Source organism: Aeromonas sp. Marseille-Q5825 (genome assembly GCF_946892685.1).
In the GTDB taxonomy this organism is placed as follows: Bacteria; Pseudomonadota; Gammaproteobacteria; order Enterobacterales; family Aeromonadaceae; genus Aeromonas; species Aeromonas rivipollensis.
The window spans coordinates 189,584-202,865 of the sequence record NZ_CAMPOU010000006.1; the positions used below are offsets into that span (position 1 = coordinate 189,584).

Annotated in this window: 13 protein-coding genes; 9 read left to right on the top strand and 4 right to left on the bottom strand. The window is 63.1% G+C overall.

Features of this window, described 5'->3' with window-relative positions:
• Positions 1-22 precede the first annotated feature (22 nt).
• From OC537_RS15765 to OC537_RS15775, 3 genes are all read left to right on the top strand, one after another.
• Positions 23-1,423 carry a sensor histidine kinase gene (locus OC537_RS15765; protein WP_106885552.1) on the top strand — a complete coding sequence of 467 codons (1,401 nt, stop codon included), beginning with the start codon at positions 23-25 and terminating at the stop codon, positions 1,421-1,423.
• Between the two features lie 8 nt (positions 1,424-1,431).
• Positions 1,432-1,941 (top strand): hypothetical protein, encoded by a 510-nt coding sequence (locus OC537_RS15770; RefSeq protein ID WP_025328636.1) that lies wholly within the window; start codon positions 1,432-1,434, stop codon positions 1,939-1,941.
• Between the two features lie 61 nt (positions 1,942-2,002).
• A complete protein-coding gene (locus OC537_RS15775) occupies positions 2,003-3,283 on the top strand; it encodes a sigma 54-interacting transcriptional regulator (protein ID WP_106885553.1) in 1,281 nt (426 codons plus the stop codon).
• 43 nt (positions 3,284-3,326) lie between these two features.
• Here the strand turns inward: OC537_RS15775 and OC537_RS15780 are convergent, their stop codons facing one another.
• The gene (locus OC537_RS15780) at positions 3,327-3,809 is read right to left on the bottom strand and encodes a DUF1097 domain-containing protein (RefSeq protein WP_106885554.1); all 483 of its coding nucleotides are present in this window, start codon (positions 3,807-3,809) and stop codon (positions 3,327-3,329) included.
• A 370-nt stretch (positions 3,810-4,179) separates the two neighbouring features.
• Between OC537_RS15780 and msrP the strand changes: the two genes are divergently transcribed.
• Positions 4,180-5,184: a protein-methionine-sulfoxide reductase catalytic subunit MsrP gene (msrP, locus tag OC537_RS15785; protein WP_163157790.1), complete on the top strand. Its 1,005-nt coding sequence runs from the start codon at positions 4,180-4,182 to the stop codon at positions 5,182-5,184.
• A 97-nt stretch (positions 5,185-5,281) separates the two neighbouring features.
• Complete coding sequence (gene msrQ / locus OC537_RS15790; protein WP_262112657.1) at positions 5,282-5,920, top strand: protein-methionine-sulfoxide reductase heme-binding subunit MsrQ; 639 nt, start codon at positions 5,282-5,284, stop codon at positions 5,918-5,920.
• Here msrQ and OC537_RS15795 read toward each other — a convergent pair.
• Positions 5,917-6,165 carry a PepSY domain-containing protein gene (locus OC537_RS15795; protein ID WP_111910906.1) on the bottom strand — a complete coding sequence of 83 codons (249 nt, stop codon included), beginning with the start codon at positions 6,163-6,165 and terminating at the stop codon, positions 5,917-5,919. The genes msrQ and OC537_RS15795 overlap by 4 nt on opposite strands.
• 63 nt (positions 6,166-6,228) lie before the next feature.
• Here OC537_RS15795 and OC537_RS15800 point away from each other — a divergent pair, with 63 nt between their 5' ends.
• From OC537_RS15800 to OC537_RS15815, 4 genes are all read left to right on the top strand, one after another.
• Positions 6,229-6,561: a PepSY domain-containing protein gene (locus OC537_RS15800; protein WP_025328631.1), complete on the top strand. Its 333-nt coding sequence runs from the start codon at positions 6,229-6,231 to the stop codon at positions 6,559-6,561.
• Between the two features lie 81 nt (positions 6,562-6,642).
• The gene (locus tag OC537_RS15805; RefSeq protein WP_025328630.1) at positions 6,643-7,299 is read left to right on the top strand and encodes a response regulator transcription factor; all 657 of its coding nucleotides are present in this window, start codon (positions 6,643-6,645) and stop codon (positions 7,297-7,299) included.
• A gap of 37 nt (positions 7,300-7,336) precedes the next feature.
• Positions 7,337-8,686: a sensor histidine kinase gene (locus OC537_RS15810; protein ID WP_163157796.1), complete on the top strand. Its 1,350-nt coding sequence runs from the start codon at positions 7,337-7,339 to the stop codon at positions 8,684-8,686.
• Between the two features lie 122 nt (positions 8,687-8,808).
• Complete coding sequence (locus OC537_RS15815; protein ID WP_262112662.1) at positions 8,809-9,270, top strand: hypothetical protein; 462 nt, start codon at positions 8,809-8,811, stop codon at positions 9,268-9,270.
• Positions 9,271-9,410: 140 nt separating this feature from the next.
• Here the strand turns inward: OC537_RS15815 and torA are convergent, their stop codons facing one another.
• Both torA and OC537_RS15825 read right to left on the bottom strand, forming a co-directional pair.
• Positions 9,411-11,891, bottom strand: coding sequence for a trimethylamine-N-oxide reductase TorA (gene torA, locus OC537_RS15820; RefSeq protein ID WP_262112665.1), 2,481 nt, complete (start codon positions 11,889-11,891; stop codon positions 9,411-9,413).
• Between the two features lie 22 nt (positions 11,892-11,913).
• Positions 11,914-13,044 (bottom strand): NapC/NirT family cytochrome c, encoded by a 1,131-nt coding sequence (locus OC537_RS15825; protein ID WP_262112667.1) that lies wholly within the window; start codon positions 13,042-13,044, stop codon positions 11,914-11,916.
• Positions 13,045-13,282: the final 238 nt, after the last annotated feature.

A 13,282-nucleotide genomic window follows, 5' to 3' on the forward strand; every position in this document is an offset into this window, starting at 1 on the left:
TGAAGAATCGAGACAGCAGAAGATGACCAAGGTTCGGCCCCGTTCCCTGCTCCAGGTGGTATTGATGGGCTTCGTGCTGGTGCTGATGCCCCTGGGGGGCATGATCTGGCACGACAGCCAGGCGCTCTCCCATCTGGGTCAGCTGACCAGCGACGAGATGGAGCGGGCGGTGCGGGATACCCGCCGGGCGACCCTGCTCACCACCCAGGCCATCGATCTGGAGCGCACCTTGCGCCGCTATGCGGTGCTGGGGGACGAACGCATCCTCGGCAGTTATCAGCAGCAGCTGGCCCGCTATCGCGAGCTGCTCGCCACCCATCGGCAATCCATCCCGGATGCCGCCGCCTACACAGATCTCGAGGCCATCCTGGCCTGGCTGGATGGCTTGCAGGATCTGCGCAAGGCCAGACAGGAGGCGACCAGCCCCAACTTCACCCAGTTCAACGAGCTCAACCAGCAGCTGGAAGTGGTCACCCGCAGCCAGGTCGATGAGCATGTGGCGGGGATGCGGGCGGCCATCGCCGAACTGCGGAAGGAGATCTGGTGGGTGAGCGGCTTCGTGGCGGGACTCAGCCTGTTGCTGGTGCTGCTGTTTACCTACCTCATCATCCACCCCGTGCGTCAGATTGAGTCGCGGATCCTGAGCCTGGGAGCCGGTGTCGAGCCGGACAAGCGCCCGGTGGATGGCCCCGCCGAACTGGTGCTGCTGGGAGAGCGGATCGGCTGGCTGCACGACAAGCTCAAGGAGCTGGAACAGCAGAAGTACCAGTTCCTGCGCCATGTATCCCACGAGCTGAAGACGCCCCTCGCCGTGCTGCGGGAGGGGGCGGATCTGCTCTCCGAACAGCTGGTGGGGCCGCTCAACGGGGATCAGCAGGAGATCTGCCAGATGCTGGAGGAGAACAGCCGCCGGTTGCAGACCCTGATCGAGCGCCTGCTCGACTTCAACCGCCTCAGCCAGCAGGAGGTGTTCAGCCTGACGGCGGTGCCGCTGGCCCCCTTGTTGTCAGAATTGTCTGCAGAGTACCGGCTGGCGCTGGAATCCAAACAAATCAGTGTACACTTGCCGCCCGAGCCCATCAGCCTGCAGGCCGAGCCTTATCGTCTGCGACTCATCCTCGACAACCTGTTTTCCAACGCGGTCAGTTATGGCGCCAAGGGTGGCCAGATCTGGATCCGTGCCGGCCAGGATGCCAACGGCAGCTGGCTGGAAGTGGCCAACGAAGGGCCCGTCATCCCGCCAAACGAGCGGGAGCGGATCTTCGAGCCCTTCGAGCAGGGCAGCATAGTGCGCCAGGGGTTGTTGAAAGGATCCGGAATGGGCCTCTCCATTGCCCGCGAGTCGGCGATGAGTCTGGGGGGCGAGCTTAAATTAATTGAGGATAAACAGGCTGATGTCTGTTTCCGGTTGGATCTTAAGTGAAATTCAAGATGAAACGATTCGTTGTACCCGTATTGATGATAAGCCTGCTCTCAGGCTGCTCCCTGCTGCCATCGCGCAGCCTGACCGAGCCCTCGGAGCAGGTCCTCGCCAAGCGGATGGAGTTTGCCAATAAAGAGATGCAGGTGCGCCTGCAATACTCGGACTGGCTGCTGGCCAGCCGCCCCCAGCAGCGGGCGCAGGAGCGCGAGCGGCTGGCCGGTGCCACCGATCTCGAGAGCCGGGTCAGCCTGGCCATGGTCAACACCCATCCGTCCGAGTCGGTGGCGAGCCGCCGGGCCGGGCTGGATCGGCTCAAGGCCCTGCTGCCCGAGCTCGGCCTGGATGCCCAGGCCTTCCTGCGCAGCTGGATAGCCCTCGGTGAGGAGCTGCTGGCCCGTGACAGTCGCCGCGACGATCAGAGCCAGGAGGTGCAGCGTCTGCGCCGCCAGATAGAGCAGCTCTCCGCCATCGACGAACAGCTCAACCAGCGCAAGCTCAATGGGGGCGCCCAGCCATGACATGCCGAGGGCGTGCAAGGCGGGGAACCACAACAGATCTTCAGGGTAAAGGGGTGAGAGCATGAGTCGCATTCTGCTGGTGGACGACGATGCCAGCCTGCTCAAGCTGATGAGCATGCGTCTGCGCAGTCAGGGTTACGAGGTGGATACAGCCGACAGCGCCGAGGGGGCGCTGGACAGGTTGCGTCAGCAGCGGGCCGATCTGGTGCTGAGTGACCTGCGGATGGGGGGCATGGACGGACTGGCGCTGTTCGAGCGGATCCAGGCCCAGTGGCTCGGCATGCCGGTCATCATCATGACCGCCCACGGCACCATCCCGGACGCCATCCAGGCGACCCGTTCCGGGGTGTTCAGCTTTCTCACCAAGCCCATCGACAAGGACGAGCTGCTGGTCACCATAGAGCACGCCCTGAGCCTGACTCGCCCGAAACAGCAGCATGAGTGGCAGTCCCTCATCCAGACCCGCAATCCCCAGATGGAGCAGTTGCTGATCCAGGCGAGCAGCGTGGCCGCCATGGAGGTGCCCGTGCTGATCCTGGGGCCTTCGGGCTCCGGCAAGGGGGTGATGACCCAGGCGCTGCATCAGGCAAGCCGCCGCCGTGACCAGCCGCTGCACACCATCAATTGTGCCGCGCTGCCCTGGCCTGTGCTGGACTTGCAGCTGTTTGGCGAGGATGGACAGTCCGGCCTGTTCGAGCAGGCCAAGGGGGCGACCCTCTTCCTCGACGAGATAGGGAATCTGTCGGAGTCGTTGCAGGCCAAGTTGCTGCAGGTGCTGGCGGAATATGGTCAGGGCACCCCCGAGGTGCGGGTCATCAGCTCCAGCCATCAGGATCTGGTCACCGCCATGGAGGAGGGGCGTTTTCGGGAGGATCTCTTCTACCGCCTCAACGTGGCCAACATCACCTTGCCGCCCCTCAGCGCCCGCAGCGAGGATATCCCCCTGCTGGCGCGCCAGGCGCTGGACGACTATCGCAGTCGCCACGACAACTGCGCCGCCCTCGGTTTCTCGCCGGAGGCGCTGGCCCTGCTGGCGGCGGCGGCCTGGCCCGGCAACGTCCGTCAGCTCTACGGAGTGGTGGAACAGCTCGCCAGCCTCTGTTGCAGCCCTGTGATAGGCGCCGCCATGGTGGAATCTGCCCTGAGCGGTGGTGTCGGCGGTATTCCCTCGTTCAACGAGGCCCGCGCCGAGTTCGAGAAGGAGTATCTGATCCGCCTGCTGCGCACCACAGAAGGGAATGTGACCCTGGCGGCCAACATGGCGGGAAGAAACCGCACCGATTTCTACAAGTTATTGAATCGGCACGGTATCGAGGCGGCAAACTTCAAATCGAAGGGATAAGCGAGGCGGGAGCGGCCGGTCAGAGACTTGCCGCTCCCCTTGTTCAGGCCGGATCGACCGCGCTGTTCGCGGCCTGGGCCTTCCGGGTTTTGTCGGAGAGCCAGAGGCCGCTCGCCTTCATCAGGTAGCCAAAGAGCGCCCCTATCACCAAGGATGGCAGGATAAGCCGCCACTCCCCCGCCGCCCCGAAGGTGGCGCAGCAACCGGCGAAGGTGCCGGGAATGTAGCCCAGCCACTGCTGCTTGGCCTGCACGCACATCAGGGTCGCCACCACACCCGTCATCAGATAGCCCGCCATGCCAGCCCCCCACCAGCCTTCGCCGTGGATCAGCAGCAGTGCCCACAGCATGCCGGTGGCATTGCACAGCAGGGTCTGCAGCAGCGCCTTGTAACCGCCGCTCGAGGCGAAATAGCTGGTACAACCGAGGAAGCCGACCCAGGAGATGAGGCCGAGGGCGGCGGCCAGTCCGCCCCAGACGGCGGAGAGGATCCCGGTCGTGATGGCGATGGCGATCAATGGGCTCATGACATGACTCTCAGTGGTTGGATTCGGAAAAGGAGGCAGCCTACCCTTAGGCGAGGGGGCGGCAAGCAGGGGCCGGATTGTGTGTGATCTCTGTCACTCTTTTCAACTCGGGAATACGCTTGCGCTCGCGAAAAAAATTCATTGGAGGCGTTCTTGGCCTTCGACCATAGTTAGAGGCCCTGTCCTGCTCATGGAGTGAGTCTGATGGTGCCAAACGTGATAGTTCCCCTGCTGGTATTCATTCTGCTGTTCCTGGTCGGCACCATGGCCAAGGCGCTGCCTCTTTACCAGCCCATGTAAATTTGTGTGAAATAAAACTCGGCCGGGGCGGGTCTTATGGTTGTCAGCCTCATCGCCCCGGGAGTTTTCCATGTTGATCAAGCGCCGTTCCTCTCATCACCTCACCGAACAGGATGTCACGCCGGAAGCCGTCTATCAGGATCGCCGGCTCATCCTGAAAGGGCTGGGACTGAGTGCCGCCACCCTGGCATTTCCCACCCAGGCCAGCCTGCTGGATCTCTTCTCCGCCGAGGAGTCGACCCCGGCACCTGCCACCAAACCACTCAATTACAAGGCTGCGACCCGGCAGGACGGATTGACCCTGACGCCGCTGGAGAAGGCCATCAGCCACAACAACTTCTATGAACTCGGCACCGACAAGGGGGATCCGGCTCGCAACGCCCACTACCTCAAACCCGAGCCCTGGACGCTCAAGGTAGAGGGGGAGGTGGCCAAACCCTTTACCCTGGATGTGTGGGATCTTATCAACAAGAGCACCCTGGAGGAGCGGATCTACCGGCTGCGCTGCGTGGAGGCCTGGTCCATGGTGCTGCCCTGGAGCGGCATTCCGCTGGCGGATCTGATCCGCCGGGCCGAGCCCAACAGTCGCGCCAAGTTCGTGGCGTTCGAGACCCTCTATGATCCCGAGCAACTGCCGGGACAGGCCTCCCGCTCCCTCGGCGGCGGCATCGATTACCCCTATGTGGAGGGCTTGCGCCTCGACGAGGCGATGAACTCGCTCTCCTTCCTGGCGATGGGGCTCTACGGCAAGACGCTGCCCGCCCAGAACGGGGCACCCATCCGGCTGGTGGTGCCCTGGAAGTACGGCTTCAAGAGCATCAAGAGCATAGTCTCCATCCGCCTGGTGGAGGAGATGCCTCCCACCACCTGGAACCTGCTGGCACCGAACGAATATGGTTTCTATGCCAACGTCAATCCCGAAGTGGATCACCCGCGCTGGAGCCAGGCCAGCGAGCGCTTCATCGGCGAGGGGGGCATCTTCGGCGCCAAGCGCCAGCCGACCCTGATGTTCAACGGCTATGGCGACGAGGTGGCCTCCCTCTATCAGGGGATGGATTTGCGCAAATGGTATTGAAACTGACGCTCTGCCCGAACGGTGTCTTGCCCCCTTCTCCCCTTGCGGGAGAAGGGTTGGGGATGAGGGATGGGAAAAACATAACGGGAACTGCGATATGACGCCGAGACTGAAAACAGCCCATATCAACGGCTTGCGCCTGCTGGTACACCTGGCCTCGCTGGGCTTTTTGCTCTGGCTTGGCTATGCCGTGCCGGCCGGGTTGCTGGGGGGGGATCCGGTGCAGGGGCTGACCCACTACCTCGGCAAGGGGGCGCTGCATCTGCTGCTGCTCACCCTGCTGGTGTCGCCGCTGGCCAAACGCTGGCGCCAGGGTCAGCTCATCAAGCTGCGCCGCCCCCTCGGGCTCTGGTGCGCGGCCTGGGCCGGGTTGCACTTTATGGTTTGGCTGGGGCTGGATCTGCAGTTTGACTGGGGTCTGATCGGCGGCGAGCTGGTGAAGCGCAGTTACATAGTGGTGGGTATGGTGGCGCTGCTGTTGCTGCTGGCGCTGAGCATCACCTCGATCCCGGCCCTGCTGCGGCGCATGGGGCCAGCCTGGCAGAAGCTGCACAACTGGATCTATGCGGTGGCCCTGCTGGTGCCTGTGCACTACTGGTGGTCGGTGAAGAGTGGCTGGCAGGAGCCCCTCATCTACCTGTTGCTGGCGATGGCTCTGCTGTGGCCGCGGCGAGAGAAGCTGCTGCGTCCCTGGCGCCAGCGCCGGCAGCAACGCCAGAAACTGAAAGAGGCCTAATCGGCCTCTTTTTTTGTGATCTCTCCGCTGTAGGCATCGACCTGCAGTTGCACCCGCCTATCGTCGGCATCCAGGGTTTCCACCTCGAATTTGTCCCCTTCCAGCTCGACTTCCCGAATGTCGTGGTACCCTTGGGCCAGCAACAGCTTGACCAGTGCCGGCATGTCGAGACGCGTCTGAGCCGCCCAGCCAAGGGTGGAAAAAAGGCAGAGGATCAGCAGGATACTGCGTGGGATCATATTCATTCCGGATTCATGGCTGGCACACTATAAACGGCATTATGTTAGGTTTTGAGAGATGAATCACCCATGAATAGCGCGCTGCCCCTGCTTGGATTGCTGCTGCCGATGCTGGTCCAGGCGGCCCAGCCGAATGAGGCCTTGCTGCAACAGGCGGTCAGCGAGGGGCGGATCCGGCCTTTTCATGAGCTGATGGAGGTGGCTTCCCGCCTGCCGGTGCGCGTGCTGCGCGTCGATCTGGGGGAGGAAGACGGGGTCTGGCTCTATGAGCTCAGGCTTATCGACGACGAGAACAGCGTCATCAAGGTGGGCTATCGCGCCGACAACCTGGAGATGGTGTGGCTCAAGGGCCATCATCTGGAGCGCCTGTTCGAGCCTCGCCCGCCCCCGGAGGAGGAGTGATCCGCCCTATGCTCCCCGCCCTGATGACTCGTCCCCCAATCGCCGCCGCGACAGGCGCAACTCTGCTTTGGATACCCATTTATGCGAATTCTGATAGTTGAAGATGAAAAGATCCTGGCAGGCCAGCTGGCGGAACAGCTGCGCCTGTCCGGGTTTGTGACCGATCTCTGCCACGATGGCAACGAGGCGGGTTTTCTCGGCGAGACCGAACCCTATGACGCCATCATTCTGGATCTCGGCCTGCCGGGTCGCGATGGTCTGAGCGTGCTCAAGGAGTGGCGCAGCAAGGGGATAGACACCCCTGTGCTGGTGCTGACCGCCCGTGGCCAGTTGCACGAGAAGATAGAAGGGCTCAACGCCGGGGCCGATGACTACCTCACCAAGCCGTTCCAGGTCGCCGAACTGGTGGCCCGGGTGCAGGCCCTGGTGCGCCGGGCGGCGGGCAATGCCAGCTCGATCCTGGAGATAGGCGGGGTGCGGCTCGACATGGCGGCGTCCCAGGTATGGTACGAAGGCACCCCCATCAAGCTGACTGCCCACGAGTTCCGGGTGCTGGGTTACCTGATGCAGCACAGGGGCAAGGTGGTGTCGCGCAGCGAGCTGATCGACCACATCTATGCCCAGGATTTCGATCGCGACTCCAACACGGTCGAGGTGTTCATCGGCCGGATCCGCAAGAAGACCCACGCCGATCTGATCGAGACGGTGCGCGGTCTCGGCTACCGGATCAACGAGTGAGACGGACGCTGATGCCAGCACGGCAGGGGGTCGATGAATGAGGCTGGTGCGTACCCTGCGGGGACGGCTGGTGGCTATCGCCCTGGTCTGGTGCGGGCTCTTCCTGTTCGCCACCGGCTTCAGCCTGCAGACCATGATGCGCAACTACTGGCAGGAGGCGGAAGCCGACGGCCTGAGGTTGCAGCTCTACGATCTGCTCTCTCGCCTCGAGATCCAGCCCGATGGTCTGCCTGTGGTCACCGAGCCCATGGCGGATCCCCGTTTCCGCCAGCCCTATTCCGGTTATTACTGGCAGCTTGAGCTGGGGGATGCCGTGGTCAGCCGCTCCCGCTCCCTGTGGGATGTGCACCTGAGCGCCCACGGCCTGAAGTCGGCCTTCGGGGATCCGGATCTCTTCGTCGGCAAGGGGCCCAACAAGGAGCCCCTGCTGATCATGACCCGCACTGTGCTGCTGCCGGGCTCTGACAAGGTGTTTACCCTGGTGATGGCCAAGGACAGCAGCGCCCTGACCCAGACCCTGAAGAAGACCAGGATCAGCCTGTTCCTCGGTCTCGGCTTCGCCGCCGCTGGCCTGGTGCTGGGCTTCATGTTCCAGATAGTCTACGGCCTGCGTCCGCTCCATCTGCTGCGCCGCGAGCTGGGCCGGGTCCACCAGGGCCATCAGGAGGGGTTCCGGCTGCGCTATCCGCTGGAGATCCAGCCGCTGGTGGAAGACATCAACCGCCTGCTGCACCACTACAGCGAGCTGCTGCAGCGGGCCCGCTCCCACACCGGCAACCTGGCTCACGCCCTCAAGACGCCCCTCAGCATAATGCGCAATCAGGTGGCCCAGCTGCCTCCCGAGGATCAGGCCGCCATCGGCGAGCAGCTCGACCAGATCCAGCGCCACATCGACTATCACCTCGGCAAGGCGCGGGTCACCGGCGCCGCCAAGATCCTCGGGGTCTCGACCCCGGTGCGGGCGCGGGTGGAGTACATCTGCCGAGCCTTCTCCCGCCTCTACCCGGGCAAGACGGTGGACCTGCAGGTGCCGGCCAACCTGGCGGTCGGGGTGGAGGAGCAGGACTTCGACGAGATGGTGGGCAATTTGCTGGAAAATGCCTTCAAATGGTCGGCCGGCCAGTTGCGCATCTCCAGCGCCGAGCTGGGGGGCTGGATCACCCTGCGCATCGAGGATGACGGTCCCGGCATGAGCGAGGATCAGATAGCCAAGGCGGTGCTGCGCGGGGTGCGCCTCGACGAGAAGGTGCCGGGCTCCGGGCTCGGCCTCAACATAGTGTCAGACCTGGCCGAAGCCTATCGTGGCAGCCTCATCATGGGGCGGGCCGAGCTGGGGGGGCTGGCAGCCTCGCTCTCGTTGCCCAAGGTGGCCAGGGTCGACGGTTGATGCACAGATGAGTGAGGCGGCCCGGCATGGGCCGCTCGGGCCCGGGTCGTCCTCCGAGGTAGCATGGGGGGCGCACCAGGCATAAGATAGGGTCCTTATTTCAAGCGGTAGGAAGGGTAGCAATGACTGACGATCCATGGGCGCTGTGCCATCTCGATGATTCGTTCGATGCCTCGGTGCTGGGTACCAAGGGGGCCCAGATCCAGTGGTTTGAGGACAGGGATTCCCTGATCCAGTTCTTGCTGGAGGACTTTGTCGATCTGCTGGCCGATGTGGGCGAACTGGATGAGGATCAGACCGAGAGCGCCCGCGAGCGCTTCACCCTGCTGGTGGAGCAGAGTCAGGACGATCGCACCCTGATGGATGCCATCAACGATCTCGCCTCCGGCCTGCGCCGCATCGCCTGGCTGGGGCCGCTCTCGGAGCTGGCCGAGATCAGCGACGACTTCGCGAGCGGCCTGCGCGCCTTCTTCTGGACCCAGTATGATGGGGACGAGGATGACCCCGAAGCCTGGGTGCCGGAAGATCTCTGGCCACAGCTGGTGGAGTGTGCGGAAGAGTACATGGTGGAGGGAGACTTCTGATCCACCTTGTCTGTGCTCCGGCGGCAAAGCGGATGGAGTGTGCACAAGGGTAGATGGTGGAGGGAGACTTCTGAGTCACCCCGAAAACCGCGATAAAGAAAACGGCGCCTTATGGCGCCGTTTTTGTTTTCATCCCGGCATCAGGCGTGGACCGGTACCTCATGGGCTGTGTTGACGAGTTCTGGCCCGCTGTACTTCTCGATCTGCAATTGGGCCATGTGACCGCAGTTGCCTTGCGCCAGGCTGGAAGAGCCCTCGTCGAAGGTGAGGCAGTTGACGTTGCCGTTCTTGCAGATGGCGCCCACCTCACCCGGTTTGGCCGGATCGAACCAGGCCCCTTCGCAGATCCGCACCACGCCGGGGCGAATGTCTTTCGAGAGCAGCGCCCCCACCAGGATCTGGCCGCGCTCGTTGAAGGCGCGCACCAGGTCCCCATCCTGGATGCCTCGCACCTTGGCGTCGTCCGGGTGGATCAGTATGGCCTCCCGATCGGCGATGGCGAACTTGTCCCGCAGCGGGGTGTTGTCCAGCTGGGAGTGTAGCCGCTGGGTCGGGTGCGAGGTGTTGAGGGAGAGCGGATAGCGCGCTGCCACCTCGCTCTTCACCCACTCCTTGGGTTCATACCACTTGGGGTGGCCGGCGCAGTCGGCATAACCCATGCCCGCCACCGTGTTGGAGAAGATCTCTATCTTGCCGGACGGGGTGCCGAGCGGATTGAGCAGCGGGTTCTCGCGAAAATCGGCGTGGCGGATCCACTGGCGGTTCGCCTCGGGGATCGGGAAACGAATGTAGTTGTTGGACTCCCAGAACATGCTGAACGGCGGCAGCGCCACCCGGGCACCCCGGGCCTGGGCGGCCATGCCGTCGTACATCTGCTTGAGCCACAGCATCTCGTCCTTCCCTTCGGTGTACTGCTCCTGCACACCCAGCTTGGCGGCGATGGCGCTGAAGATATCGAAGTCGTTGCGGGCTTCAAACTGGGGGGGCACGCACTGGTGCATGGGGAACACATAGCGCTGGGAGTAGTCGCCCCCCATCTCCAGATCGTTGCGCTCGTAGCTGGTGGTGACTGGCAGCACTATGTCGGCGTGCTTGGCGGTAGCCGTCCAGTAGGGTTCGTGGACTATCACAGTCTGCGGCTTGCGCCACGCCTTGAGCAGGTTGTTGGTGTCCTGATGGTGGTGGAAGGGGTTGCCGCCCGCCACATAGACCAGCTTGATGTCCGGATAGGTCACCTTGCGGCCGTTGAAATCGATGGTCTTGCCCGGATTGGCGAGACAGTCGGCGATGCGGGCCACCGGAATGGGGGCCGGGCTGTTCTTGGGGGCGTTGCCGGCGGAGATACCCGCCAGGATCCCACCCTTGGCGGTGGGGCTGCCACCGGAGGAGTAGTGGTAGCTGAAGCCGTAGCCGCCCCCCGGCAGGCCGATCTGGCCCAGCATGGCCGCCAGCGTGATCAGCATCCAGTTCGGCTGCTCCCCGTGGTGCTGACGCTGCATGCCCCAGCCGGCCATGATCATGGTGCGCTTGGCCGCCATGTCCAGAGCCAGCTGGCGAATGACCTTGGCCTCGACACCGCAGACGCTGCTCGCCCACTCGGCGCTCTTCGGCTGACCGTCGTCCTTGCCGAGCAGGTAGTCGAGGAACTTGTCGAAGCCGACGGCGTAGCGATCGAGGAAGGCCTGATCGTGCTTCTTCTCGCTATAAAGGGTGTGGGCCACCCCCAGCATCATGGCCACGTCTGTGTAGGCGTTCGGGGCTATCCACTCGGCGTTGGCCAGCTTGGCGGTCTCGTTGTAGACGGGATCTATGCTGATGACGCGGGTGCCCTTCTCCTTGAGGGCCTTGAAACCGGCCTGACCCTCGTGATCCGGCATGTTCCAGCTGTTCTTGAGGGTGACCTGGGCGTTGACCCCCCAGAGCACCACCAGTTCGGCGTGCTCCACCACGTTGGGCCAGGCGGTCTGCTGCTCGTATACCTCGATGGAGCCCATCACGTGGGACATGATCACCTGGGCCGCGCCTGTGGAGTAGTCACCGGCATAGCCGGTGAAGCCGCCACTGAGGTTCATCAGGCGGTGCAGCAGGGTGCGACTGTTGTGGAACATGCCGACACTCTTCCAGCCGTAGGAGCCGGCGTGGATCGCCTGGGGGCCGAAGTCGCGCTGGACCCGCTGGATCTCGCCAGCCACCAGTTCGATGGCTTGCTCCCAACTCACCCGCACCCACTCGTCGGCGCCGCGCAGCTCGGGCTTGGCGCCCGGGCCGTGCTCCAGCCAGCTCTTGCGCACCATGGGGTACTTGATGCGGTTCTTGGCATGGACCTGGAACGGCGCCATGTCGATGAGGTCATTCGGTGCCGGATCATCGGCCACCGGCTGGACCCGCACCATGCGGCCATCGGCGACTATGGCTTCAAAGGCTCCCCAGTGGGCGCCGGTCAGTATGCCCTTCTGGGCGGGGACCAGGGAGGGGAACTGCTCCAGCGCCGTGCTGATGGCCTGGGCCAGGGCGTGTTTCGGGAACAGGGCACCGAGCAGGGGCAGGGCGGCACAGGCCCCCAGGCCCTTGAGCAGGCTGCGGCGGGACAGATTGGTCTGTTGATCATTGAAAAAAGTCATATCGAATTCCTCTGTTCCAGCCTTAGTGTGCCGCGCTCATGTCACTGGCGTGTTTCTGCACGTATTGGGTCAGCATGCGAGCCTGCTCCGGGGTGAGGGAGGTGCGGGACTCCATGCCCTTGATGACGCCTATCCACTGGTTGGCATTGAAGTGATCCAGCGCGGTCAGACCGTGGCAGCCGGTACAGTTGTTGGACATCAGGGTGGAGGCGTATTGCCACAGCTTGCCCTGATCGCCGATGAGCTGGGCCTGATCCACCCAGGCGGTCAGCTTGACCTGATGCCAGGTGAGGTTGGTGGCGCTGTCGGTCTCGCTCTTGCCGGTGACCAGCGCCTGCTTGGCGGCATCGCCGACCAGCACGCTCAGGATGCGTTTGCCGGGGGCGGCGTAGAACACCTCGCTCACCCCGTCCTGCTGCCAGCCCTCGATCTGCACCTGGGCGCGGCCGTTGTCGTTGGCCAGGATCTCGACCCGGGTCGACGGCATCAGGGTGCCCTCGTCCGTGGTGGCCTTGGCATCGAGGTACAGGGGCGTGGTGGCGATGGCGTAACGGGTGGTGACGCTGGTCGGGGTCTGGGCCGCGGCAGCCGCCAGTTCACTGGCGCCGGCGGCAGCCAGACCGCTCATGTCAGGCATGATGTGGGCGACGCCGCGGTGGCAGTCGATACAGGTCTGGCCATCCTTGATGGCGACCGGGTGTTCGGCACGGGCGTTGGGGCGCTGGGCCAGAATGTCCATGGCGGCGTAGCTGTGGCAGCTGCGGCAGGTGGCGGAGTCATTGGCCTTGAGCTGATCCCAGACCGTCTGGGCCATGCGCAGCTTGTGGGCTTCGTATTTTTCGGGGGTGTCGAGGGTGCCGATCGCCTCGTGATAGATGTCCTTCACGGCGCGGATTTTGGTCCAGAGGTAGGAGGCGGGCTCATTGGGAATGTGGCAGTCGGCGCACTCTGCACGGATCCCCTTCACGTTCTGGAAGTGGACGCTGCCCTGATACTCTGCGAGCGGTGTCTGCATGGAGTGGCAGGAGACGCAGAATTCGGTGGAGCTGGTCTTGTGCAGCACTGTGACTGTCACTCCCAGTGCCGCGACGCCCAGCAGGGCTCCGAGCAACAGGAGCCAGAACCAGGTCTTTCTCAACATTTTTCCAAGCATGGCGGCAGTGTCCTTCGAATCGGGTATTACCAATATAGTAGTAGTCTTGACGGGTGAGGGATTGACCTCGGTTATGCTTTTTATTCTTTAAATTGGTTTTTCTTGGTTTTAAATTTGATAAATACAATTTTGTTTGAATTTAAATCAATCCCAGATGGTTAACTTTGTTAGTTTGGCCTTATTTGGCTCTCTTTTGGTCATCATATCCGTACGAATGATGCTGGAAACGGCACTGTCG